The sequence below is a fragment of the Sutcliffiella horikoshii genome (assembly GCF_002157855.1).
Lineage (GTDB): Bacteria > Bacillota > Bacilli > Bacillales > Bacillaceae_I > Sutcliffiella_A > Sutcliffiella_A horikoshii_C.
The window spans coordinates 1,393,269-1,414,794 of sequence record NZ_CP020880.1; the positions used below are offsets into that span (position 1 = coordinate 1,393,269).

The following is a 21,526-nucleotide window of genomic DNA, read 5'->3' on the forward strand; positions in this document are numbered from 1 at the left end:
TGCTTATTACATACAAAAAAGAAATGATCGGGGAAGATAGCATGTTTGAATTACCAATAAAGGAACCGGTATTAGTATTTACAATTGCCATGATTATCTTTTTCATTTTTCCCTATTTCATGAAATTGTTACGTATACCGGGTTTGATTGGACCGATTTTGGCAGGAGTCATCATTGGACCTAACGGATTGGCAGTATTGGAGAGAAGCTCGACGATTGAACTTTTGGGAACAGTCGGTTTGCTTTTCATCATGTTCATTGCCGGACTTGAAATGGATTTAGACGGATTCAAAAAATATCGAAACCGAAGCATTGTCTTTGGTTTGATGTCATTCTGGATTCCGCTCGCGGTCGGGACGGCCATCAGTTTGCTTCTGGGTTACAGTGTGGCAGCGGCTATTCTAATCGGATCAATTCTTGGGTCGCATACTTTATTAGGTTATCCGATTGCCAGCCGTCTCGGAATTGGGAAAAGTAAAGCCATTACCACAGCGGTTGGTGGCAGTATTCTAACAGATACATTTGCCTTATTGGTGCTTGCAGTCATCACGGGGGCAGCAGCAGGAGAATTGGATATTTACTTTGGTGTAAAATTGACCTTCTCCTTGATTGTGTTTGTTGCGATTATATTCTTGGGGACGCCGTTTCTCTCTAGATGGTTTTTCCGGAACGTGGCAACAGAAGGAACAGGAGAGTTCATCTATGTTATGGTCATGCTGTTTACAGCGGGATCATTGGCACTTATTGCAGGTCTGCAGCCGATTATCGGGGCGTTTTTAGTTGGGCTTGCCTTGAACCGTTTCATCTTTGACCAAGGGCCACTGATGAACAGAATTCGCTTTACAGCAAACAGCATCTTCATTCCGTTTTTCTTGTTATCAGTTGGAATGCTGATGGATTTAAGTGTACTTGTTGGCAATGCAAAAGCTTGGGTACTAACCATTGCCATCGTGCTAGGGTTACTATTAAGTAAATATATTGCCGCAGCGCTAACAAGTAAATTTTACCAATACACCAAAGACGAAAAAATGGTGATATTTGGCCTTACGACTCCACAGGCTGCCGCAACGCTTGCAGCGACGCTTGTCGGGTTTAATGTCGGACTGTTGGATCAGGCAACGGTCAATGGAGTTATCATCATGATTTTGATTACGTGTATTGTCGGTCCATATCTGGTTGAAAAATATGGCCGCAAACTCGCACTGGAAGAAGAAATGATGCCAGTTCAAAAAGGCGATGCCCCAGAGCGTATATTGATTCCGATTGCCAACCCGAATACAATGGAGTCCTTGATGGATCTTGCTTTTGTGATCCGACAATCTAATTCTGTCGAGCATCCGTTATATGCACTGAGTGTGGTGCAACGGGACATGTGGGGGGCAGATGGGGATGTGGCAAAAGCGGAGAAAATGCTAGGGCAGGCGGTTTCCTATTCAAGCGGGGCAGATGTTCCAATCCGCGTGACGACAAGGGTAGATAGAAACATTGCGATTGGGATTAACCGTGCCATTGCTGAAGAACGCATCACGACACTTGTAGCAGGCTGGAACGGAGAACGTACCGCTCCTCAGAAGATTTTTGGCGGTGTCATCGACCAAGTGCTGGATCAGACGAATGTGTCCGTGCTTATTTCTAAGCTTGGTCACCCGTTGAATACGACGAAACGCATTGTGTTGATTCTACCAAAAGGAATCGACCATAAACCAGGTTATTGGGACGCGCTGGCAACCATAAAATTAATCGCCAGCAATCTTGGCGCGACGATTCAATGCTATGTCATCAAAGGCTTTCCTGATGTTTATAAAGCGCATATGCGCGAAATTAAGCCTAATCCTCCGACTGTTGTGGAATGGGTGGAAGGTTGGACGGCACTCTATGAAAACAAGCTGCCGACCTTGCAACCGGATGATCTGGTGGTTGTGATTAGTGCAAGAAGAGGGACGACAGGCTGGCATCCACAGCTGGAGAAGATCCCAGGTAAACTTGCAAAAATCAACCCGGAAAGTTTTATCATCTTCTATCCTCGCGAGGAAAAAGAAGATCTGCGTGGTACGCGCGGAACGGAGATTCCGAAAGAAGTACTGCTTGGCAGGGATTATGATTGATTTAAGTTGATTTAGTAGGAAGCAGTGCAGGGTGGAAGATACCTGTGCTGCTTTTTTTCTCAAAAGATTTAATTCGCATTTGGACAACTATATGCTATAATTATGACTAGGTACTAATAACTTATATAAATAGGAGGATATAAAACAATGAACTTATCCTTAGATGGTCGTACATATGTAGTAATGGGAGTAGCAAATAAAAGAAGTATCGCATGGGGTATCGCACGCTCCTTGCATGACGCAGGAGCGCGTTTGGTATTCACGTACGCAGGTGAACGCTTAGAAAAAAGCGTAAGAGAGCTTGCAGATTCACTTGAGAGAAACGATTCCATCGTTCTTCCATGTGATGTAACGAAAGACGAGGAAGTTCACACTTGTTTCCAGCAAATTAAAGAAGAAGTTGGAACGATACACGGTGTAGCGCACTGTATCGCATTCGCCAACAAAGAAGAGTTGCAAGGCGATTACATGAACACAACTAGAGATGGATTCCTGCTTGCGCACAATATCAGCTCTTACTCTTTAACAGCTGTGGCTAAAGAAGCAAAAGAAATCATGACAGAAGGTGGAAGCATCGTAACACTTACTTACCTTGGCGGTGAAAAAGTGGTTCCAAACTACAACGTCATGGGTGTGGCAAAAGCGAGCCTTGATGCAAGCGTGAAATACCTTGCCAATGACCTTGGAAAAGTGGGTATCCGCGTAAACTCCATTTCCGCAGGCCCAATTCGTACGCTTTCTGCTAAAGGTGTAAGTGACTTCAACTCTATCTTAAAAGAAATTGAAGAAACAGCTCCACTTCGCAGGGTGACTACACAAGAAGAAGTTGGGGACACGGCGTTGTTCTTGTTTAGTAACTTGTCTCGTGGAATTACTGGGGAAAATATTCACGTTGACTCTGGATACCATATCTTTTAATAAGGCTCATTCCGCAACTTATAAAATTATTTAAAAAAATCCGTTCTTGATCTTTAAATCAAGCTCGGATTTTTCTGTTCTAAGAGCTAGGAGCTAACTGGGAGCATTGGCATCGCCATTTGGAAAAGGTGATTGTTCAATGCTTGAAACAGATTTACAACAAATGTGATGAACTCCGTTTTCAAAAGACTCCACAATAAAGATACCCGACTTCAAATTTATTTTTGTCAGAATCCCACGAATGATACCACCGCCGCTAGGACCACCAACAACACGGACCGCTACCTCTTCATCTAAAAACCTGAGAAGATACTTTCCACAGAAACAGGAATCCTCATCTTTTGAAAAACACGAGCTTCCTAAAGAAGTATGAAATTGTATTCCCATAAATTTATCCCCCCTTCCAATGTTGTATTAGAGAAACTACTTTCTCTATCACATACTATTCATTTACTAAAATTTTGGAAGTGCGCTTGCCTCTTTTTAATAAAAAGAATAGATTTGCATTTGCTATTTTCTATTAAAATATATTTATCAACTCCTCATTAACGCTAATCATCCTCCTGAATCTAGCATGTTATATAGCAAAAGGAGGGAATCACCATATGAAATTAAGTTACTCACTCAGAATAGATGGCCCTTAGCTAACGACATAGGCTTCACTTGAACTCTCCATATCCAGTTAACCATCATTTTAGATATAAGGTAGCAAGAGTTAGCATTGCCTGTTAGCCTCCTTAGGTTGACCAACCGATTTAGCCCCTGGCCATGGAAAGCAGGGACTAAGTCTTACACCCTTGGTTCTGATTACTGACGAAATCAAGAATTCAAGAATTATATATTATTTAAAGTGTAATAAACTAATGTGTACGAAAGATGGTTTGAGAGGGACGTGGTTATCCATCTCCTCTAATCACTATAAAAATTGATTGCAGCGTTATTTTATCAATTGATTTAATGCACCAGACTTGATTCGCTCGTATTCAAATGCCTCAGCCAGTTCAGTTTCCAACAAAGGTGATTTTCTTACATATCTTTCTCGGATAACATCGTAAAGCTCATAAGGAAATAACATATCGATAAACATGATTTCCTTTTGCTTCTCAGTTAAAGGGGAGACAGTTTCATATGCGTTAATCATGACATTAAATTGATCGTCATTCCAAACTCCTGTTGTATCCAATAGTGGAATGATCATTTTACGCAAATCACGGATAGGTAAATCGAATGATACGGTATCAAGATCAATTACCCAGATTTGGCCGTCATCCTCAAAAGAGAGTTCCCCGTTCCATAATCTTAGTGACAGAGGTTTGGCATTCGTTCTACCGATTCCACCCAATCCAGGTATTCCGAATCTAATAATCCTTTTAGGGTATCCCATCCTTCCTTTATAAAGAAATCAGCATCCGCTAAGTAGAGTTTGGAAAACTGATCATCCGGCAGCGATTTCGCTAATAACTTCCAGGTTTCCACCTGCTGACAACGTTTAATGTAGTGATTCGGCCATCGACCAAGCTTTGTGAAAATAGGGACGCCTTCTGGAGAGCTATACCCAATAGATGCAGTATGAAATCATTAGTATGGATTTTTCATACTATTGCCATTTGACCTCCTTGGATCACTTCTACTGAATTTACGGTTATCTCCCAGTTTTTGATGATAGTTTCTGCAAGTGTGATAAGCTTTTGTTCCTCTTCGGGAGTCAGTACATATTCAGCTGAATTTTCTTCTTGATTTAACGGTGAGCGGTTTGATATCGGGATATATGAAGAGTATTTAAATTTAGTAAATACTATCGAGCAAGCTAGGAAAAGGAAGAAGTAAAGATGTCAGAACAAATATTTCTGACATTTTGTTCTGAAATAAATTAGGACTGGCTGTAGCCCCGCGGTGTTGATTTCATACCTAAGTTGATAGATTTGCCTCTGGTTCAATTATTCTATTAAAAAAAGACAGCGAACTCCTCATTCACCCATACCACCCTCCGAACTCTAGCATATTCTATAGCAAAAGGAGGGAATCACCAGATGAAATTGATAGTGTTAGACCCTGGTCATGGCGGACAGGACCCCGGGGCTGTATTTCAGAGGCTCCAAGAAAAAGTAGTGAATTTAGATATTGCCAAGCGTGTGAGAGCATATTTGGAAAAAGAATATGAAGTGAAAGTGATGATGACAAGAGAGGGGGATTCCACTGTCAGCTTGGAAGCGAGAACTAATCTTGCAAATTCTGTTAAAGCGGATTATTTCTGTTCTATTCATCATAATGCTGGCGGCGGAACAGGCTTTGAAAGCTATCGTTTTAATGGTAGCAACGCGTTTTCTAGTAAATCAAAGACTTTTCAGGAAATTGTTCATAGAGAAGTCATTAACGTGGTCACAAGTAAATACAATAGAAGAGATAGAGGAATCAAAGCGGCAAACTTCCATGTGTTAAGAGAAACGTCGATGCCATCTGTTCTGTTGGAGATCCTGTTTCTAGATAGCACCGAGGATCGGGCGCTCATCCAGCATGAAATGTTTAAAGAGGATGTGTCGGCTGCGATCGGGGAAGGTATTGCCAAAGCTTTGGCCCTGCCAAGGAAGGTGACAACCAATTTGTATAAAGTAATTGCCGGATCTTTTAAGGATAGAAAAAATGCCGAAGCCAGAATGAAATTCCTTCAGGAAAAGGGCATCACGGCATTCATTGCGACAACGACCTTAAACGGTGCGCCATACTTTCGTGTGCAAGCGGGTGCATTTAAAGATAGGGAGAATGCCGAAAACCTGGTGGACCAAATTAAGAAGTTAGGAGTGGAAGCATTCATCCTAGTCGAAACCACTATGTCACCAACGCCAACGCCTCCAGTAGATCCAACACCACCAACACCGCCTGCTCCACCTAATGCTCCAAAACCAACAGGACTATCCATTGAAGGTCAATCTGTATTAAAAGCCGAAGAACTAGATACCTTTGTCAAAACAATTAATCCGAATGGCCCTTTGCTTGGAGAGTATTATATCGAACTTGGAGATGCTTATAACATCAGAGGGGATGTTGCCTTTGCACAGGCCATCCACGAAACAAACTATTTCCGGTTTACAGGAACCGTGAAACCAGAGCAAAATAACTATGCAGGGATTGGAGCGACAGGTGAAGAGGTACGAGGTGCCACTTTTGCAACACCGGAAGAAGGGGTTCTTGCTCATATTCAGCACCTTTACGCGTATGCAAATCGCGAGCCGCTGCCAACAACCTATCCTAAAGTTGATCCACGTTTTGACCTTGTTACAAGAGGAATTGCCCCTGGATGGATTGATTTGAATGGTCGCTGGGCGGTACCTGGAACACAATACGGACAGTTGATCTTAAAGATTTATGAAAAAATGCTGGAAGATACCATTACGGTAAAACAGGAAGAGTTGGAGAAGATGAGGGATGTGCTGGTCGAACTAAGAAACTCCAATTAATAAACGTCCTTCACTCCTTGACTCATGAACATGGCTTTGCAAGCATATGATGACTATACATGGCTATTTCTTTAAGGGAGTGAGCAGGATATGTCCATTGAAGTGCAACATGCCAACTTAAAGGTTGTCTTTAAAAGAGGATTCACGCTGTCACCGGAGCTTAGTGCGGAAGAGGCATTGAAGGCCGTGTTGCAAGCAGTTAAGAATGGTGAGGCCAAAGAGGTTAATATAGCAGTGGAATACAGCGAAGAAGACGCCGATGCCCTTGCAGATTTAGAAGAAGAGGAAGAGTAGAAAGCTAATTGAATAAGAGGGTATGAAAAGAGGTCCTTTACAGCAAGTTCTGTAAAAGACCTCTTTTTAATTTTCTTCCCATTTTTTTTCGGGAGTTTTAAGTTGCACTTCTTGGAAGAAAGTCTCTAAACGCTGTTTCCAAGTGTGTTTTTCTGCACACTTCTTTTGTCCTGCCAACCCAATTGCTTCTGCATCATCAGGGTGTTGAAGAAAGTATCTGATTTTTTTAATCAAATCTGCCTCATCTGAGTATGCGATTATTTCTTTTCCGTACTCAAAAAAATGTTCCATCTCCTCAAAGTACTCCGTAAAAATAAGTCTTCCTGTCGCGGCGGCTTCGAATATACCTACTTTAACATTGGTGTATCCAGCCCCTGTCAAAGGAAAGTTGACTACCATTTTAGTAGAATACATGGCTTTGAACCATTCATCATCATAAACTGGTCCCATGGAAGGGAGGGGCCATCCTCTTCCAAATATTTTACAACGGAAGTTTTCCTGGAGGGCTTTTGCTGCTTCCAACCGGTTTGGACGGAAATGTCCAATAATAGATACATCAGATTTATATTTATAGATTGGCTTATGTGGGGTGAAAAACCTTGAATCAATTGCAAAGGGCATATAATGGGTGTTGTTGATTCCAGCTTTCTTGTACATCTCCATAGCAAGGGGGGAGTTGGTTGTATGATGATCAAATTCTCCCACAAAGGATTGAACAGACGGAAAAACATCTGGGTCACTTAATGTAAATCCGATGATTGTACAATATTTTTTTAATTCCTCCATGACAGTCTTCTCAAAAGTCAATCCGCCGGCGCAGAATAAAATAACATCTGGTTTAAAAACGGTAATTTCCTCTTTTATAAACTCCCATTTCACATAGACAGGACCGTGGCCGCCAAAGTTTTTATGAGGATTATAGATTAAAGAAGTTCGTTGAGAAAGGTTTATTTCTAATAATTCATGTCCATTTTCCTCAAGGCCCATAAAAATACTTTTTACTATCCCTGTTTTCCCCTCTGTATATCGTCCTATAAAGGCAATCTTTAGTGAAGATCTAGTCATACTTGCTCAACTCAATTGCTTTTGTAAGTACGTCTTTATTGATTTTTTCCCGTTCTTGTAGAATGGCGAGTTTATCCTGCACGACTCTTTTATGATGACCAGTATTGTTTAGGATGTCCTGAATAATCTGTTTGAAGGAGGATAAATCATAGTTTGATAAGGAATGACAGTAGGTAGGTAATTGTATTTCCTGGAAAAATTGTTCTACCTTTCCGTCGTAGGATATTCCTACACTTGGAACTCCTTCATAAATAGAAAAGATATTAGCATGAAGTCGCATCGCAATCATCAAATCCAATTGTTGACAAAGGTATTTATATTTTTTAGGCGAAGAGCTATACGGCAGTACTTCCGCGTTTCCAAGTTCTTTGGCGATTTGTTCTGCTTTCACCATTTCTGAAGGCAATTTATTAAAAGGCATCACATAATAGGTAATGGGAAAAGCCTTGGCTAATAAGTGTAGATAATGAATAAACTGCTGCTGAAATAGTTTTGCGTCCTGTTCTGCGTATGTCCAGTTTCTCAGATTGATGCCGACATTCAACTTTTTGTTACTATTCATCGAATGGGCTTCATTGGTAAAAGTAGAACCAAGCCGGGTCACTGGATCTGCGGTCAATACTTGCTTAGTGACGCCAACTTCTTTTAATAACTGATAAGATTCCATATCCCTGACGGTTATATCATCTGCCAATTCACCGATCCATTTCATCGCGGTTCTGGAGATCGGTTGTTGAAGCGGTCCAACACCAATCCCATAAAACATGACGCGTATAGCCATCATTTTCGCAAGAATGATAGGATACGTGTAGTAGTTGATAGCCCCTCTTTGGTTCGTAAATAGGTTGCCAGGGTCAAAGGAGTTATAATCCTGAAACAGACCTCCTCCACCCACGATAAGAAGAGAACATGTTTCCAGTTCTTTGCTTACAGCCGGTATGTCCGTACCAAGCACATATTGAATAGATTCTTTGCCATAATAGGCTGGGATGTTTTTGGAGCGGATACTTACGACAATCTCGATCTTGCCATTTATTTCTTTAATCGTTTCTATGATAGCCTCAAGGATGGCGTCGTCTCCTGCATTCCCTGCTCCGTAAAAGCCATGGATGAAGATTTTCATGTAGATCCTCCTGTCATGATATCCAAAATTTTAGCGCTGATACCTGCCGATCCATACGGGTGTTTCCATTTAGTTGGCGAGTTTAATGTGGTCTCAACTATTTGTATTATTTTTTTAGTGTCATATCCTGCAAGTGTATTGGCACCACAATCCACTGTTTCAGGTCTTTCCGTATTTTCTCTTAGGGTGATACATGGGGTTCCTAGAATACAAGATTCTTCTTGCAACCCACCGCTGTCTGTTAGCACGATTTTGGCATGTTGTTGCAGGTGGATGGTTTCCTGAAAATTTGGAGGTGGATCTAGTACTAGAACGTTTTGATGATTACTAAGCCGTGCTAGAAAGTTATTTATTATGAGTATCTTCTTTGTTCTTGGGTGTAGCGCGAAGACCACTTTATAGGGCGTGTGAGTCGCTAGATGTAGGAGGGCCTCCATAATCCCATTTAAACGTAAGTTGCAATCTGTATTCTCCTGCCGGTGGCATGTGACAAACAGGTAAGAATCGGAATGTAATGAGTGCTTCTCTAGTATGACTGGCGTGATGCCTTGTGAAATGTAGGTAACGGCGTCCACGATTGACTGGCCAACAAGGTGGATGCCTGTGTTAATGCCTTCCTTTGATAGATTTTCCACTGCGCCTTCAGTTGGACAGAAAAGGTAGTTGGAAAGATGGTCCACAAGCACTCTATTGGTTTCTTCCGGCATAGACCTGTCATAGCTTCTTAAACCGGCTTCTACATGGGCAATTTTCGCAGCCGTTTTACAGGCAGCAAGACTTGTAGCAAGTGTGGTATTTGTATCCCCATGCACGACAACAAGATCTATTTTCTCCTTTAAAATAAGTTCTTCAATCTTCACCATAATTTTTGCGGTTGTTTCACTATGTGAGCCAGATCCGACGCTTAAATGATGGTCTGGCTTTGGCAGTTCAAATAATTCCATCACCATGCCATCCATAAAATAATCGTAATGTTGGCCAGAATGAATAAAGAGATGATTAAGATCTCGTTTTTTTAGTTCCTTGATCAACACGGCCATTTTAATCAACTCTGGCCTTGTTCCCACTATGACGGCTATTTTCATCTCATTTAGTCGTCCTCTCTAATGGTTTTAATTTGAATACTCTCTATTAAGGAAAGAATGCTATTGCATCGGTGTTCCCAGGTGTTGGATAACGCAATATGTCGGCGAGGGGTGGCATCACCCGGAGCTTCTAAAAGACTCTTTACTTTTGCAATAAAATCCAAGTGACTTGTACCGATGGCGATCACTTCTTCATATTTTCTACACTCTGGTAGGTTGGTGGACACGACGGGTTTACCCGTGGCAAGGTATTCATACATTTTCACCGGGTTGGTTGCAAGCGTTATAGAATTCACCTTAAAAGGAATGAGACATACGGAAAAAGTTTGAAGGTGCTCTGCTAATTCGTCGTGTGGCAGATGCCCTAAATAGGTAATATTCGGGACATCATGCAACCGGAACTTTTTATCAAATTCAATTCCTATAATTACAATAGTGTTGGTTGGAACTGCATATGCAAGCTTACGTATCAACGCTTCATCAACCCATGGTGCCCATGCTCCTATATACCCAATAATTTTGTCAGGCTTAGGGGCAATTGACTTTTGTAAATGCAGTCTCATGTTATCGTCATAGGCATTGGGAATAAGTTTAATGGTTTTATCGGGATACATTTTTCGTAACCTGTCATGTATCCGACCGGCTGTGCATGTAATGGCATCGGCTTTGGCTACCAACGCTTTTTCATATTGTATAGTTAATGCAAATTCATCGACACAGTCGTAGATAATCCAATCGGCCTGATATACATCCAATGTTTCCGCGAGTTTAGGCCATGAACACCAAACTCCAACGCGACCTTTCCGTTTCTGTCTAAAAATAGGGAGAGTCACGCTTACTAACTGATGGTGATCATGAATAAGATATAGGTTAGGATAAACCTGTTCCATGTCTGTATCTTTTTGGGTTTTATTACAATAAAATACGCAAAATCCTTTAGAAGCGAATTTGGCCATTAATTGTTGAGGGCGCTGTTTCATAAAGGTCCAATCAATGGTAGGAGGAAAAATGATAATGTCCAATGTCATCCCTCTTCTCTAACGTCTACAAGTTCAAAAGTGTACATAATCTATATATAGTGTATGTGCAGGGGAGAAGGGGGTGTAGACATATGCGGAAGGAATATGGATATTTCAGGGAGGGAAATACTGATCCGAAATTCAGTGTTGTAATTTGCACGTATAATGATGCTGAGTATTTATCTAATGCAACAGAGAGTGTGATTAACCAAAGTAAGTGTAATTGGGAGTTAATTATAGTTAATGATGGATCATCGGATGATACCTTAAAAATACTTGAACCTTTAAAAATCTTCCCCAATATTCATGTCATTTCTTTGCCACAAAATAAGGGAAAAGCATTTTGTTTAAATATTGGGTTGCAAGCAGCAAAAGGTACATGGCTAGTAGAACTTGATGCTGATGATTGGCTCCCAAAAAAAGCATTAGAAATGTTAGATAATATTGTTTGTGAGGGGGTGGAGGCATACTATGGGAACTATGTTGAATGGAGGGAGAATTACAGTAACAAACAGCTTTCTTTTTCTAGAGTGATTAAAGGCATGCCAGATTTCAACGCGACGATGTACTTAGAGAGTGCTTTTCCACTTGCTCCAAGGATATATCGAATGGATACATTGCGGAAAATTGGAGGGTGGTACACAAAGGATATTTTCGAAAGTAGAATGTATGAGGATGTGTATATTCTGTGTGCTATCAGTAAAAAGGGGAGGCTAGAACACTTGGATGAACTGCTATATCATAGAAGGTTAAGAAGCAGGAGTGTGTCTGCGAAAGGACGAAAGGATTTGTTTGAGAAGTGGAAAGAGTGGGTTAAAGAGGAATTATCTATTTAAAAGGAGACGATTATAAAGGTATCGTCTCCTTGTTGTAGGTTATAAGTTTAATTCATCGATGACGCGGACGCCTTGTACATTGTCTAAAAAAATTGTTACCAACTCAGTAGGTGTGACATAGGACCCGTTTTGCACTTCAACCACAAACGATTCACTACTAACCGAACGTAAACGGCCAAATGGTGTTTGATTCGGAAGATATACTTCAACTGCTCTGTCTATATACTGAGCAAGGATTTGAGAAAAATTCACATTGGTTCCTCCATTCTTTTTAGATGGTTTCAACACTTCTATATGGAATAATGAGGATGTCTCCCTCCGGTGTAAGAATTTCAGCTGCATCCGTCCCTGCAGTAATAACAGTGCCAGTAACAGTACCAAATGTTGTAGCTACTGTTACAGTATCACCTTCATTTTCTATGAAAAATTCCCTCACTTCTGGTGAAACGGCATCTCCGTTTTCCAATTGAGTAATTAACCTTCTATTTTCAGCAATTAGTTGTGCATTACGTGCTACTAACCCTTCTAGAATTGCAACTCTTTCTTCAAGAGAACGGGTGGTTGAATTGGGCTTGCATTTGCTCTCGGAAGAATTTCCTCTTGTGGAACATTTAAAACATCCACATCCCTCTCGTGAGCTTTCTACATATAATACTCCCATTTAAAAGCCTCCTTTATTTACAAAATTGTATTTAGAGTCATTTACTAATTTATTCATATTTGTAAGAAGTGTCCATGTGCATGTGCCTCTTTTTCAGAGAAAAGATAACAAGTACAAACGTTTTATTATCTCTTTGAATAATTTGTAATACAGAAGAAGAAAGGAGTGAGAAGGAAGATGAAAGCTGTGCGTGTTATGGGTGAGAATAAGCTCGTTGCAGAAAGTTTGATAGAGAAAAGAAAAGAGAAAAAGAAAGAGAAAAAGAAGACCTGGAAGTGTTATTTTTAAACTATACGAGTAGAAATAGTATCTTTTGAATTTCATAGAGATACTATTTTTTATAGTGGAGATGTTCCCTCAGTAGTTTAAATAAAATAAAAAGTAGCTTGTAGACGCCCACTTAATATAGGAATCGCCTACAAGCTATATTACATCATTTACAAAATACAGTTATTGCTGATTACCCCGCTGCTCCAGCTAATGGTTCAGCTGGTACTGGAGCGATAAATGCAATGTCCTTACAGCAAACGTAAACTAGTTGACCTTCAACAAACGGTTCGCCAGCACCTGGAGTCACGACTACAAAAGTGATTAATCCTGATTTTTCATCAATACATGCAATTCTAAAAGTTGTGGTAAATGCTCCAGCAACTGATCCGATTACTACTTCTTGACCAAGCAAATATTTTGGGAATTTTCCACAAAAACAGTCTTGTTCATGTTTGTGATCTTCTTTATGGTCATCTTCTTTTTTATAACAATTAAACTTATACTCATAGTATAAACTCATTAAATTTCCTCCTTATGAAAATTTTTAAAAAGGTAAAATTAACCTTCTGGTGTTACAGGTGTTAATGGTACAGGAGCGATAAACGCGATATCTTTACAGCAGACATAGAAAAGTGAACCAGCCAGTAAGCCGGTACCTCCTGGTGCTACAACAATCAATGTGATGATTCCAGATTTCTCATCCACACAAGCAATTCTAAATGTAACTCCTTCTAATGTTCCTGCAATTGTACCCACTATAACTAATTGCCCTAATAAATACTTTGGAAATTTTCCGCAAAAACAATCTTGTTTATGACTGTGATCGTGTTTGTGGTCGTCTTTTTTACCGCAACAACTCATAATTTTTGCCTCCCTCTGAATTTTGGTAGGAATATTTACTTCCTACATTAATGTATTCTAGTTGGTCTATTATGAGAGGGCGTTTACCTTAGTACAAGCGCCTTTTTTCTATGATTCTAGTAACATAGCCTATGGGATTTGAAAATTAATTTTATTGAGGGAAGAACTCGGAGATTGAGTAGCATCAAAATAGATGAATGCTTCTATTGTGCCTTTTATAGGTCGTTTATAATTATCTACTGTTATTTCTAACCCTTTTAAAGTCAGTGTGCTGAAACTTTTTGGGTTTATGGGTTTTATCCAGTACTCACCACTTTCCATAATCTTTTTCCGCCAATCCTCTATAGCATAAACCCATTTAATATCTTCTCTTGCCGTACCAGGGCCTTGGAGCAACTTAGGATCAGAAATCTGCCCAGATAATATTACTGCTCCAACAGGCATAACTTTCATACAGACCACCATATCATTTAGTGGTTCCTCCCCAGTATTGACAATTGTGAAATGACTATAAATACATACGCTCTCTCCACCTTCAGCAGGGAAAACTACTGAATAATTAAAATAACTATAAAAATCAAGTGTATTTTGTTTAATACTCGGTTCTCCTTTTATTTTTTGAAAAGTGCTTTCCTCTTCTATCTCCACTTCCAACTCCAATATTTTTTGCTGAAGTTCTTTAATTTCTTGTAGATAACTATCTATTTTTTCATTATTTAATACTCTAAGTTTCTGTTGTAGATAATTATTTCGGACTTTCTCTTTCTCCACTACTCTCTCTAATTCAAGAATTCTATTTCTATATTTAACTACTTCAGCACGGTAGTAGATTACTTGTTGCTTTGCTCGAAACAACTCACTGTTTGGATCCACCATTCAACACTCCTCACAAGTATGTTTACATCATCTTATGTATCGGACAATCTTCGTTATGAACACAATAGAAACAGCCAAAGAGCATCGGAGGGTGTTCCGATCCTTTTGGCTGTTCTAGAAAGTGTTTTATTTGTATGTGGAAGTTATCTTGGGCGTCTATGTGCTGGGAAGATTTCTGGGCACTGTTCCGGAAATTGTTTTGGAGGGCAGATTAGGCCTTCGATAATTTCCTCACGTGGGCGGCAGATTTTTGCTTCTACTTCTAGTTTAACGTCTGCTTCCATTTGAATGTCTAAGCAAAGTGCAAGTGTTACGTCTAGTTGAGAGAATTCGTCTGTTGCGATTAGGTTAGAGTCGCACTCGAAATATGTTACGTGGCAGTCTAACTCTGTGCCGTCTGGAGCACATAACAGGAATGTTTGAACTGTCGCAAAAGGTAGTGCTTTGGAGCAGCATCTTACGCGGCCTTGAGCGTCTACTAGTTGAACCGTCACAAACCCTTTGATTAGAACTTTAACGCGTTGTAATTCAATTTCTGTACCGTCTGGTAGTTCTACATCTACAGACTGACGTCCACCTGGTTGCTCGATTTCCTTGCAGATAAAGCCTTTGTGATGGCGGTGGTGGTGTGCTGCCATTACATCAATTTTACGACCGTGATCGTCGGACAGGTAACATTCCACTGCTAAAGGACCAATTTTTGGATCTATTTCACATAAAAGGTCTGCAATGTTTGCATCTTCTTCGTGTTCCCAATCGCATGCAAAGATTCCTTCTAAATCAGAGTTACATATACTTTTAGGGGAAACCTGCACTTGACGAGTTACCCAGTCGTAAACTTTACGAGCCTTAATGCAGACTCTTTCAGTTTCTTTATGACTCACTAAAAACTCCTCCTATTCATTTAATACCCATTTGGGTTACGGGACTACTGTATAGTATGAATTTGGTGGGTAAGTGTGCCGAGACAATAACCCAAATTTTATTTTTGCATCAGTTAGTCATATTTCCCAAGTTAATGGAATTACATTTAAAAGGGAGAGTTTTTGGGAGGGATAAGCATGAAAAGCTTTAAAAATGATGACAAAATTATTTTACAGCAGAAAATTATTCATTTAGGTGCAGAAGTAAAGCGCCTTACTGCAGATGTAGAGAAGCTTAATAGTAAGTCTCTCTTGAAAAATATAGAAAAACAAAAAGATGAATACGAAGAAAAAATCCAACAACTGACAGATCAACTTGTCAAATTGGAGGAAGAAGAAAACGAAAAAGTCTCTAATCTTCAAAAAGAAGTTGCACAATACAAAGGAGAGCTTGCTAAGCAAAAAGAAGATCATCAGGGAAAACTGATGACTATTAGCAATGAAGTGTTTCAGCTTAAGCAACAATGTGAAGCAGAACGAACGGCACACCTAAAAGCAATTGAGACGAATGAGGCGCTTGCGGAAGAGCTTGAGGATTTGAAGATGGAGCTTGATAAACAAAGTACCATAAATTCAGACCTTGAAAAAGAATACGAAATGGTAAAAGAAACGGTGAAAGGGTTGCTTGTGAAAATTGAAAGCTCCAATCAGGCGCATGAAGGGTACCAAAGGATAGCGGAAATCAATGATCAGCTGGAGGCCGAAAATCAGTCTTACCGCAAGATGGTTGCTGAGTTGGAAGAGGAAGTTAAAACGCTACATGATGAGAACTCTCTTTTATCAGATGATTTGAAGAAGGTTAATGAGTGCGTAAGGGAGTTGGAAAAGAAAGGGGACCAGGTAATTCACGAATCCACGAAGGTTTCCAGTCTAGAAAAGAAGAAATCAGCTCCACAAACTCCAACACATGATCCGAGAATGCAATCTTGGTTCTATAATAATGTGAAAAAAAACACATAAGCCTATACGAGTGATGATAGATGCGGAAAACTTTTTTGTCGAAAACGCATAAGATAAAGTATCTTATACTACGAACAAATTGGAGGTTGCATATGAACTACTATCATTATTCAGGCCAACCAAAACCTACAGCTGGTCAGGTGAAAGTTTTTTCTTCAAGTAATAAATCCTCTTCTTCGAACAAGAAAAAGAAATCCTCCGGTTGTGGCTGTGGCAAAAAAGCAAAAGTTATTCAGGAAGATTAATTTCATCAATACTAATTCCCCTTTTCATACATATCATCAATATGAAAGGGGGAATTTTTTTGCTTGAAAGCTGGTTTTGGTTTCTCCTGCTTGGACTTGCCAGTTTCCGTTTAACCAGGCTGATTGTGTTGGATAAAATTGCAGGGTTTATTCGAAAGCCATTTGTGGAAGAAATCGAAGAGAAGAATGAGAAGGGTGAAATAGAGGAATATATCATCATTAAAGGAAAAGGACTAAGACGCTGGATTGGAGAACTGCTCAGCTGCTATTGGTGTACCGGAGTTTGGGTGACAACGGGCTTGTTTCTATTAATGACGTTTTATCCATTTATAGGAGAGCCTGTGCTGATAATTTTTGGTGCTGCAGGTGTTGCGGGGATTCTAGAAAGCATCGTGGCAAGAATTATTGATTAAATGTGGCTCTCCTTAGGGAGGGCCTTTTAAAGTGGAGTTTTCTATACATAATTTCGAAGGGAGATATAAATATTAAGAGATAGAGTAATAATGCGAAATGAGGTGATGTAATGAAAGTGGCGGCGTTTGTAGTGATGTTGGTGTTGTCTGTGAGTGTGTTAGGTGCGTGCGGGCAAGGTGAGGTGAAAGAGAGAGTCGAGGACACTATCATGAGGACCTCTAATGAGCAAAAAGAGAAGTCTGATAAGGAACAACTTGCAGAGAAGATTGCTAAAGATTTCATAGAGGTAAAAGGTGCTATTGCATATGATACCGAAGACGAATTGGTGGTTGCCTTTCATGTGACACAGTATCAGAAGTTTTTTACAGAGAAGATTGAAAAAAAGGTAAAAAAAGCATTGGAAAAGGAGTTTCCAGATGAAAATGTGGTCGTATCCCATGATCTAAAAATTCGTCTTGAAATTGAAAGGCTTAGAAGAGATGTGGAGCAGCAGGACATTTCTGAAAAAGAGTTGGAGAAGCGGATTGAGAAAATGAAGACACTACGAGAAGAAAAAGCATAGGAGGTGCCATCGAGTGAGCAAGAAGGATAAGCAACTAACACCTGAACAGAAAGCCTATCAGAAGTTGGAACAGAAGATCGAGTTGAAGCGACCGGTTTGGAAAAATTGCATCATTGCCTTTTTGGTGGGTGGCCTCTTTTGTATTGTGGGACAGGCCATACAACTGATGTACATATATCTCTTTAATTTTACCGAAGTGACGGCTGGGAATCCAACTGTAGCGACCATGATATTTATTGCCATGTTGCTGACAGGATTCGGTGTGTATGATAGGATTGCACAGTTTGCCGGAGCGGGAAGTGCGGTGCCTGTAACAGGGTTCGGAAACGCCGTTATTTCGGCATGTATTGAACATAAGACAGAGGGTTACGTGCTTGGAGTAGGATCTAATATGTTTAAGCTTGCGGGATCGGTTATTTTGTTCGGCGTATTCTCAGCCTTTGTGGTTGCACTGGTGAAGACCATCGTGGTCTCGATAGGAGGGTTCTGATGCTACAGGGAAAACAATCATGGGTATTTGCCAATAAGCCTGTTATCACCTCAAGTGCTACCATAGGTGGTCCATTTGAGGCGAATGGCTTGCTTGCGAATGATTTTGATATGCTGCATAAGGATTTGTGGCTGGAACAGGATAGTTATGAGAAAGCGCATCGTGTGTTGCTGGAGCAAGCGTGTGAGACTGCGCTGAATAAAGCGGGGTTGTCATTGCCTGATGTGCAGTTTCTACTGGCAGGCGATTTAATCAATCAGATGACGCCATCCAATTTTGCGGCTGAGGCTTTGGAAGTCCCGTATCTTGGCGTGTTCGGGGCGTGCTCGACTTCTATGGAAGGATTGGCGCTAGCTAGTTTTCTTGTGAACTATGGTGGTGCAAAATACTGTTTAACAGGTGCCTCAAGCCATAATGCGGCTGTAGAGAAGCAGTTCCGTTATCCAACGGAATATGGCGGTCAAAAGCCTCCGACGGCTCAGTGGACCGTTACGGGTGCTGGTGTGGGGCTTGTAAGTAGTGGTGGAGTAGGGCCTCAAGTTACCTCTGCTACCATTGGAAAAGTGATAAATATGGGGCTGTCGGATCCATTTAATATGGGAGGTGCAATGGCACCTGCTGCGGTGGATACGATTGAAGCGCATTTTAATGATACTGGCAGGGATCCATCTTATTATGATCTGATTGCAACAGGGGATCTTGGTGAGATTGGTCGTGAGGTATCACTTGAGCTGTTGAGGGAGAAAGGATTGCAGATTACTGACGAGCAGTATCAGGATTGCGGTTTGATGATTTATGATAAGAGCCAGCCGGTACTTGCCGGGGGAAGTGGAGCCGGATGTTCGGCTGTGGTTTTATATGGACATTTATTGAATGAGATGAAAAAAGGGACATATAAACGGATTTTGCTTGTTGCTACTGGCGCATTGTTATCTCCGGTTTCCTTTCAACAGAAGGAATCTATCCCATGTATTGCTCATGCAGTGTCCATTGAGATGGGGATGGGAGGTGTCAGCTGATGTTATTATCGTTCTTTTGGGCGTTTGTTGTTGGAGGGCTTATTTGTGTGATCGGGCAAATTATGTTCGACGTGTTCAAGCTAACTCCCGCACATACGTTGAGTACGTTGGTGGTTGCAGGAGCAGTATTGGATGGATTGGGATTGTATGAGCCGTTGATTGCCTTTGCGGGAGCAGGTGCAACGGTTCCCATTACAAGCTTTGGGAATTCTTTGGTGCATGGTGCTTTGGAAGAGGCTGAAAAACACGGGCTTGTTGGTGTGTTGACAGGAATGTTTGAAGTGACGAGTTCCGGTATTTCTGCAGCAATCGTGTTCGGTTTCATCGGAGCACTACTATTTAAACCGAAAGGATAAGGGGGCCGCCTTTTAGATGGATGAAAAAATGATGCTAACTTATAACCGGGCAAGTCTGAAGATGATTCGAAACAATCTTCATGTGTATGCAATGGAAGCATGTGATCCGGCGGCCCAAAACACCTACCACGAATCGATGATGAAAATTGACGACCTGCTTGCGAATATAGATTTGAAACTCAAGGAGATATAATTAGTATACGTTTTGGAAGGTAGGTTTTTGTGGTGCCACAGTGGATAGAGGTTGCCGTTAGGTCATTTGCAATTATTATTGGGTTGTTTTTGATTACCAAACTCCTAGGAAAAAAGCAGCTTTCAAAGCTGTCTTTTTTTGAGTATATCGTTGGCATCACGGTGGGGGACATTGCAGGGACATTGTCGATGGACCGGGAACTGGATTTGAAGAACGGTGTGACAAGCATTTTGATTTGGTCCCTGTTCCCGCTGGTGACCTCTCAGATTTCTCTTCATAATAAAAAGTTCCGAGATTTTGTGGAAGGTAACTCAACCGTGTTTGTACGAGAGGGGAAAATTCTGGAAGATAACTTGAAGAAAGAAAAGTACACAATAGATGAATTCCTTGAGCAATTGCGTAAGAAAGATATATTTTCAGTAGAAGATATTGAGTTCGCTACGCTTGAATCAAATGGTGAGTTGAGTGCGCTTTTGAAAAAGAACAAGCAGCCTGCCACTTACGGAGATCTCTATCCGGACACGCCAGATCAAAAAGAACCTCAAACAGTAATTATGGATGGGGAAATCTTAGATGAGCCGCTTGCTCAGATAGGATTAAACCGGGCCTGGCTGGAAGCGGAACTCGAAAAACGAAATGTCCTTTTGGGAAATGTGTTTCTCGCTCAAGTAAATGTCTGGGGAGAAATAAGTGTGGATTTATATAATGATCATATTAAAGCTGCGCCGTTGAAAGAAAAGATGCTGACTTTCGTGACACTTGAAAAATGTTCTTCAGACTTTTCGTTCCTTAGTGTAACCGCGAGTTCTGGTGGAAACCGCGCCTTTTATCAGAGTGCTATGTCTAGTTTGGAAGAGCTAAGCGGGAAGCTGCGCCCATTATTAAAGGGTTAAGCTACCGGCTTTTTTTTCGTTCATATAATAACTTGAGGTGAAGCATTATGAGCGAATTTGATTTTGGAGATGAGCATTTAAAGTTTCTTTTTGAGCGGTGGAAGGTGGATGAGGGAATTGCCGAGACTGGAAAACAGGCGAAAATAAATATTCAATCCGCAGATGAGGGTTTCATGCACGTGCAGCATCTAGAAGCTCGGATGAAAAAATACATTGGGAACCTGGAACGGTGGATGGAGGGGAAAGCAAGTACGGTTCGTCCGGATTTTGAGGATGACGATGAGTGAATTTTATTTTTGCGAAGTGGGAGAGTTAGAGGTCCCCTTCGTTTTTTGCTTTTTGGGGAAAATTGTAGAAGGTTTTCTTTTAGTGGTAGAAGGTGGCGTGTTTGTGGTAGAAGCTACAAGTTAATATGGTAGAAGGTGTGCCGGGAAATGTAGAAGGTCCCTTGGGAAATGTCCAACAGGGCAAAAGTGCATTAATCTCGATTTCGACTTGACTTCCAGATTCCCCCCTTCTCTAAAAAAATTCCGCAAAACCGCACATTGCCCGTAAAAGCGCCCATACCGTTTTGGTAAAAGTACATATAGTAATAGGGAATCTTCATTAAGGAGGTGCGAGATTATGGGTTACTATGGAGGCTATCCTTATGGTGTAGGTGGCGCTAACTACGGTTACGGTTGTGGCAACCAAGGCGGCACATTCGTGTTAATCGTTGTTCTATTCATTCTTTTGATCATCGTTGGTGCATCTAAATTCTATTAATAGTTAATTAGTAGGAATAAGGAAAGTGCGGGATTTGTCCCCGTGCTTTTCTGTTTCGTCCACCGCCACAGTAGTGAGTGATGAATTATTAGAGGCACACCGATAGGCTCTCTCACATATGATGTGATATATCCGAGA

28 protein-coding genes and 1 pseudogene are annotated in these 21,526 nt (G+C 40.8%); 17 read left to right on the plus strand and 12 right to left on the minus strand.

The genetic code is table 11. The features are described 5' to 3' along the window. Positions 1-41 precede the first annotated feature (41 nt). Together B4U37_RS07225 and fabI are read left to right on the plus strand one after the other, a co-directional pair. The gene (locus B4U37_RS07225; protein WP_198317091.1) at positions 42-2,105 is read left to right on the plus strand and encodes a cation:proton antiporter domain-containing protein; all 2,064 of its coding nucleotides are present in this window, start codon (positions 42-44) and stop codon (positions 2,103-2,105) included. 147 nt (positions 2,106-2,252) lie between these two features. Further along, positions 2,253-3,023: an enoyl-ACP reductase FabI gene (gene fabI / locus B4U37_RS07230; RefSeq protein ID WP_088017683.1), complete on the plus strand. Its 771-nt coding sequence runs from the start codon at positions 2,253-2,255 to the stop codon at positions 3,021-3,023. Between the two features lie 93 nt (positions 3,024-3,116). Here fabI and B4U37_RS07235 read toward each other — a convergent pair whose 3' ends face one another. Both B4U37_RS07235 and B4U37_RS07240 read right to left on the minus strand, forming a co-directional pair. Beyond that, positions 3,117-3,410, minus strand: coding sequence for a hypothetical protein (locus tag B4U37_RS07235; RefSeq protein WP_088017684.1), 294 nt, complete (start codon positions 3,408-3,410; stop codon positions 3,117-3,119). A 550-nt stretch (positions 3,411-3,960) separates the two neighbouring features. Further along, positions 3,961-4,789: pseudogene (locus tag B4U37_RS07240) on the minus strand (CotS family spore coat protein). Positions 4,790-5,053: 264 nt separating this feature from the next. Here B4U37_RS07240 and B4U37_RS07245 point away from each other — a divergent pair. Beyond that, the gene (locus tag B4U37_RS07245; RefSeq protein WP_088017685.1) at positions 5,054-6,478 is read left to right on the plus strand and encodes an N-acetylmuramoyl-L-alanine amidase; all 1,425 of its coding nucleotides are present in this window, start codon (positions 5,054-5,056) and stop codon (positions 6,476-6,478) included. 90 nt (positions 6,479-6,568) lie between these two features. Continuing rightward, positions 6,569-6,772 (plus strand): hypothetical protein, encoded by a 204-nt coding sequence (locus B4U37_RS07250; RefSeq protein ID WP_088017686.1) that lies wholly within the window; start codon positions 6,569-6,571, stop codon positions 6,770-6,772. 66 nt (positions 6,773-6,838) lie between these two features. On the opposite strand, the gene B4U37_RS07255 is transcribed toward B4U37_RS07250, so the two are convergent. From B4U37_RS07255 to B4U37_RS07270, 4 genes are read right to left on the minus strand one after another with little or no spacing between them, the layout of a single operon-like run. Then, on the minus strand, positions 6,839-7,837 hold the full coding sequence (locus B4U37_RS07255) for a CgeB family protein (RefSeq protein WP_088017687.1): 999 nt from the start codon (positions 7,835-7,837) through the stop codon (positions 6,839-6,841). Continuing rightward, complete coding sequence (locus B4U37_RS07260) at positions 7,830-8,960, minus strand: polysaccharide pyruvyl transferase family protein (protein WP_088017688.1); 1,131 nt, start codon at positions 8,958-8,960, stop codon at positions 7,830-7,832. Before B4U37_RS07260 ends, B4U37_RS07255 begins: the two co-directional genes overlap by 8 nt. Further along, entirely contained in the window at positions 8,957-10,045 is a 1,089-nt protein-coding gene (wecB, locus tag B4U37_RS07265; RefSeq protein WP_088017689.1) for a non-hydrolyzing UDP-N-acetylglucosamine 2-epimerase, read from the minus strand. Before wecB ends, B4U37_RS07260 begins: the two co-directional genes overlap by 4 nt. Positions 10,046-10,050: 5 nt before the next feature. Then, complete coding sequence (locus tag B4U37_RS07270; protein ID WP_088017690.1) at positions 10,051-11,073, minus strand: glycosyltransferase; 1,023 nt, start codon at positions 11,071-11,073, stop codon at positions 10,051-10,053. Between the two features lie 83 nt (positions 11,074-11,156). Here B4U37_RS07270 and B4U37_RS07275 point away from each other — a divergent pair, with 83 nt between their 5' ends. After that, positions 11,157-11,900, plus strand: coding sequence for a glycosyltransferase family 2 protein (locus B4U37_RS07275; protein WP_157663737.1), 744 nt, complete (start codon positions 11,157-11,159; stop codon positions 11,898-11,900). A 39-nt stretch (positions 11,901-11,939) separates the two neighbouring features. Here the strand turns inward: B4U37_RS07275 and B4U37_RS07280 are convergent, their stop codons facing one another. The 6 genes from B4U37_RS07280 to B4U37_RS07305 all read right to left on the minus strand — a co-directional run bounded on the left by B4U37_RS07280 (position 11,940) and on the right by B4U37_RS07305 (position 15,452). Then, on the minus strand, positions 11,940-12,152 hold the full coding sequence (locus B4U37_RS07280) for a hypothetical protein (protein WP_088017692.1): 213 nt from the start codon (positions 12,150-12,152) through the stop codon (positions 11,940-11,942). Between the two features lie 19 nt (positions 12,153-12,171). Next, on the minus strand, positions 12,172-12,561 hold the full coding sequence (locus B4U37_RS07285) for a hypothetical protein (RefSeq protein WP_088017693.1): 390 nt from the start codon (positions 12,559-12,561) through the stop codon (positions 12,172-12,174). Positions 12,562-13,021: 460 nt separating this feature from the next. Further along, entirely contained in the window at positions 13,022-13,351 is a 330-nt protein-coding gene (locus B4U37_RS07290) for a hypothetical protein (RefSeq protein ID WP_088017694.1), read from the minus strand. Positions 13,352-13,389: 38 nt separating this feature from the next. Continuing rightward, positions 13,390-13,692 carry a hypothetical protein gene (locus B4U37_RS07295; protein WP_088017695.1) on the minus strand — a complete coding sequence of 101 codons (303 nt, stop codon included), beginning with the start codon at positions 13,690-13,692 and terminating at the stop codon, positions 13,390-13,392. Between the two features lie 129 nt (positions 13,693-13,821). Beyond that, the gene (locus B4U37_RS07300; protein ID WP_088017696.1) at positions 13,822-14,568 is read right to left on the minus strand and encodes a hypothetical protein; all 747 of its coding nucleotides are present in this window, start codon (positions 14,566-14,568) and stop codon (positions 13,822-13,824) included. 143 nt (positions 14,569-14,711) lie between these two features. Continuing rightward, the gene (locus B4U37_RS07305; RefSeq protein ID WP_088017697.1) at positions 14,712-15,452 is read right to left on the minus strand and encodes a BMQ_0737 family morphogenetic spore coat protein; all 741 of its coding nucleotides are present in this window, start codon (positions 15,450-15,452) and stop codon (positions 14,712-14,714) included. Between the two features lie 177 nt (positions 15,453-15,629). Here B4U37_RS07305 and B4U37_RS07310 point away from each other — a divergent pair, with 177 nt between their 5' ends. From B4U37_RS07310 to B4U37_RS07350, 12 genes are all read left to right on the plus strand, one after another. Further along, entirely contained in the window at positions 15,630-16,451 is an 822-nt protein-coding gene (locus tag B4U37_RS07310; RefSeq protein WP_088017698.1) for a coiled-coil domain-containing protein, read from the plus strand. A 92-nt stretch (positions 16,452-16,543) separates the two neighbouring features. Continuing rightward, positions 16,544-16,696 carry a hypothetical protein gene (locus B4U37_RS21915; RefSeq protein ID WP_157663738.1) on the plus strand — a complete coding sequence of 51 codons (153 nt, stop codon included), beginning with the start codon at positions 16,544-16,546 and terminating at the stop codon, positions 16,694-16,696. Positions 16,697-16,755: 59 nt separating this feature from the next. Beyond that, positions 16,756-17,109: a DUF1360 domain-containing protein gene (locus B4U37_RS07315; protein ID WP_088017699.1), complete on the plus strand. Its 354-nt coding sequence runs from the start codon at positions 16,756-16,758 to the stop codon at positions 17,107-17,109. A 110-nt stretch (positions 17,110-17,219) separates the two neighbouring features. Next, positions 17,220-17,672 carry a YhcN/YlaJ family sporulation lipoprotein gene (locus B4U37_RS07320; protein WP_088017700.1) on the plus strand — a complete coding sequence of 151 codons (453 nt, stop codon included), beginning with the start codon at positions 17,220-17,222 and terminating at the stop codon, positions 17,670-17,672. Between the two features lie 13 nt (positions 17,673-17,685). Beyond that, positions 17,686-18,162, plus strand: coding sequence for a stage V sporulation protein AC (gene spoVAC / locus B4U37_RS07325; RefSeq protein WP_088017701.1), 477 nt, complete (start codon positions 17,686-17,688; stop codon positions 18,160-18,162). Continuing rightward, positions 18,162-19,181 carry a stage V sporulation protein AD gene (gene spoVAD, locus B4U37_RS07330; RefSeq protein WP_088017702.1) on the plus strand — a complete coding sequence of 340 codons (1,020 nt, stop codon included), beginning with the start codon at positions 18,162-18,164 and terminating at the stop codon, positions 19,179-19,181. The genes spoVAC and spoVAD overlap by 1 nt, the downstream gene beginning before the upstream one ends. After that, positions 19,181-19,537, plus strand: coding sequence for a stage V sporulation protein AE (spoVAE, locus tag B4U37_RS07335; RefSeq protein ID WP_088017703.1), 357 nt, complete (start codon positions 19,181-19,183; stop codon positions 19,535-19,537). The genes spoVAD and spoVAE overlap by 1 nt, the downstream gene beginning before the upstream one ends. A gap of 16 nt (positions 19,538-19,553) precedes the next feature. Further along, positions 19,554-19,730 carry a hypothetical protein gene (locus B4U37_RS21920; RefSeq protein WP_157663740.1) on the plus strand — a complete coding sequence of 59 codons (177 nt, stop codon included), beginning with the start codon at positions 19,554-19,556 and terminating at the stop codon, positions 19,728-19,730. Between the two features lie 32 nt (positions 19,731-19,762). Then, positions 19,763-20,623 (plus strand): DUF421 domain-containing protein, encoded by an 861-nt coding sequence (locus B4U37_RS07340; RefSeq protein WP_088020206.1) that lies wholly within the window; start codon positions 19,763-19,765, stop codon positions 20,621-20,623. A gap of 47 nt (positions 20,624-20,670) precedes the next feature. Further along, a complete protein-coding gene (locus tag B4U37_RS07345) occupies positions 20,671-20,910 on the plus strand; it encodes a hypothetical protein (protein ID WP_088017704.1) in 240 nt (79 codons plus the stop codon). Continuing rightward, positions 20,897-21,034, plus strand: coding sequence for a hypothetical protein (locus B4U37_RS21925; RefSeq protein WP_157663741.1), 138 nt, complete (start codon positions 20,897-20,899; stop codon positions 21,032-21,034). The genes B4U37_RS07345 and B4U37_RS21925 overlap by 14 nt, the downstream gene beginning before the upstream one ends. 213 nt (positions 21,035-21,247) lie before the next feature. Further along, entirely contained in the window at positions 21,248-21,388 is a 141-nt protein-coding gene (locus B4U37_RS07350) for a YjcZ family sporulation protein (protein WP_088017705.1), read from the plus strand. Positions 21,389-21,526: the final 138 nt, after the last annotated feature.

Excerpts from the sequence above, each read along its gene's own strand:
- B4U37_RS07225 (WP_198317091.1), top strand. The coding sequence starts at position 42 with ATGTTTGAATTACCAATAAAGGAACCGGTATTAGTATTTACAATTGCC.
- fabI (WP_088017683.1), top strand. The coding sequence starts at position 2,253 with ATGAACTTATCCTTAGATGGTCGTACATATGTAGTAATGGGAGTAGCA.
- B4U37_RS07235 (WP_088017684.1), bottom strand. The coding sequence starts at position 3,410 with ATGGGAATACAATTTCATACTTCTTTAGGAAGCTCGTGTTTTTCAAAA.
- B4U37_RS07245 (WP_088017685.1), top strand. The coding sequence starts at position 5,054 with ATGAAATTGATAGTGTTAGACCCTGGTCATGGCGGACAGGACCCCGGG.
- B4U37_RS07250 (WP_088017686.1), top strand. The coding sequence starts at position 6,569 with ATGTCCATTGAAGTGCAACATGCCAACTTAAAGGTTGTCTTTAAAAGA.
- B4U37_RS07255 (WP_088017687.1), bottom strand. The coding sequence starts at position 7,837 with ATGACTAGATCTTCACTAAAGATTGCCTTTATAGGACGATATACAGAG.
- B4U37_RS07260 (WP_088017688.1), bottom strand. The coding sequence starts at position 8,960 with ATGAAAATCTTCATCCATGGCTTTTACGGAGCAGGGAATGCAGGAGAC.
- wecB (WP_088017689.1), bottom strand. The coding sequence starts at position 10,045 with ATGAAAATAGCCGTCATAGTGGGAACAAGGCCAGAGTTGATTAAAATG.
- B4U37_RS07270 (WP_088017690.1), bottom strand. The coding sequence starts at position 11,073 with ATGACATTGGACATTATCATTTTTCCTCCTACCATTGATTGGACCTTT.
- B4U37_RS07275 (WP_157663737.1), top strand. The coding sequence starts at position 11,157 with ATGCGGAAGGAATATGGATATTTCAGGGAGGGAAATACTGATCCGAAA.
- B4U37_RS07285 (WP_088017693.1), bottom strand. The coding sequence starts at position 12,561 with ATGGGAGTATTATATGTAGAAAGCTCACGAGAGGGATGTGGATGTTTT.
- B4U37_RS07290 (WP_088017694.1), bottom strand. The coding sequence starts at position 13,351 with ATGAGTTTATACTATGAGTATAAGTTTAATTGTTATAAAAAAGAAGAT.
- B4U37_RS07295 (WP_088017695.1), bottom strand. The coding sequence starts at position 13,692 with ATGAGTTGTTGCGGTAAAAAAGACGACCACAAACACGATCACAGTCAT.
- B4U37_RS07300 (WP_088017696.1), bottom strand. The coding sequence starts at position 14,568 with ATGGTGGATCCAAACAGTGAGTTGTTTCGAGCAAAGCAACAAGTAATC.
- B4U37_RS07310 (WP_088017698.1), top strand. The coding sequence starts at position 15,630 with ATGAAAAGCTTTAAAAATGATGACAAAATTATTTTACAGCAGAAAATT.
- B4U37_RS21915 (WP_157663738.1), top strand. The coding sequence starts at position 16,544 with ATGAACTACTATCATTATTCAGGCCAACCAAAACCTACAGCTGGTCAG.
- B4U37_RS07320 (WP_088017700.1), top strand. The coding sequence starts at position 17,220 with ATGAAAGTGGCGGCGTTTGTAGTGATGTTGGTGTTGTCTGTGAGTGTG.
- spoVAD (WP_088017702.1), top strand. The coding sequence starts at position 18,162 with ATGCTACAGGGAAAACAATCATGGGTATTTGCCAATAAGCCTGTTATC.
- spoVAE (WP_088017703.1), top strand. The coding sequence starts at position 19,181 with ATGTTATTATCGTTCTTTTGGGCGTTTGTTGTTGGAGGGCTTATTTGT.
- B4U37_RS21920 (WP_157663740.1), top strand. The coding sequence starts at position 19,554 with ATGGATGAAAAAATGATGCTAACTTATAACCGGGCAAGTCTGAAGATG.
- B4U37_RS07345 (WP_088017704.1), top strand. The coding sequence starts at position 20,671 with ATGAGCGAATTTGATTTTGGAGATGAGCATTTAAAGTTTCTTTTTGAG.
- B4U37_RS21925 (WP_157663741.1), top strand. The coding sequence starts at position 20,897 with ATGACGATGAGTGAATTTTATTTTTGCGAAGTGGGAGAGTTAGAGGTC.
- B4U37_RS07350 (WP_088017705.1), top strand. The coding sequence starts at position 21,248 with ATGGGTTACTATGGAGGCTATCCTTATGGTGTAGGTGGCGCTAACTAC.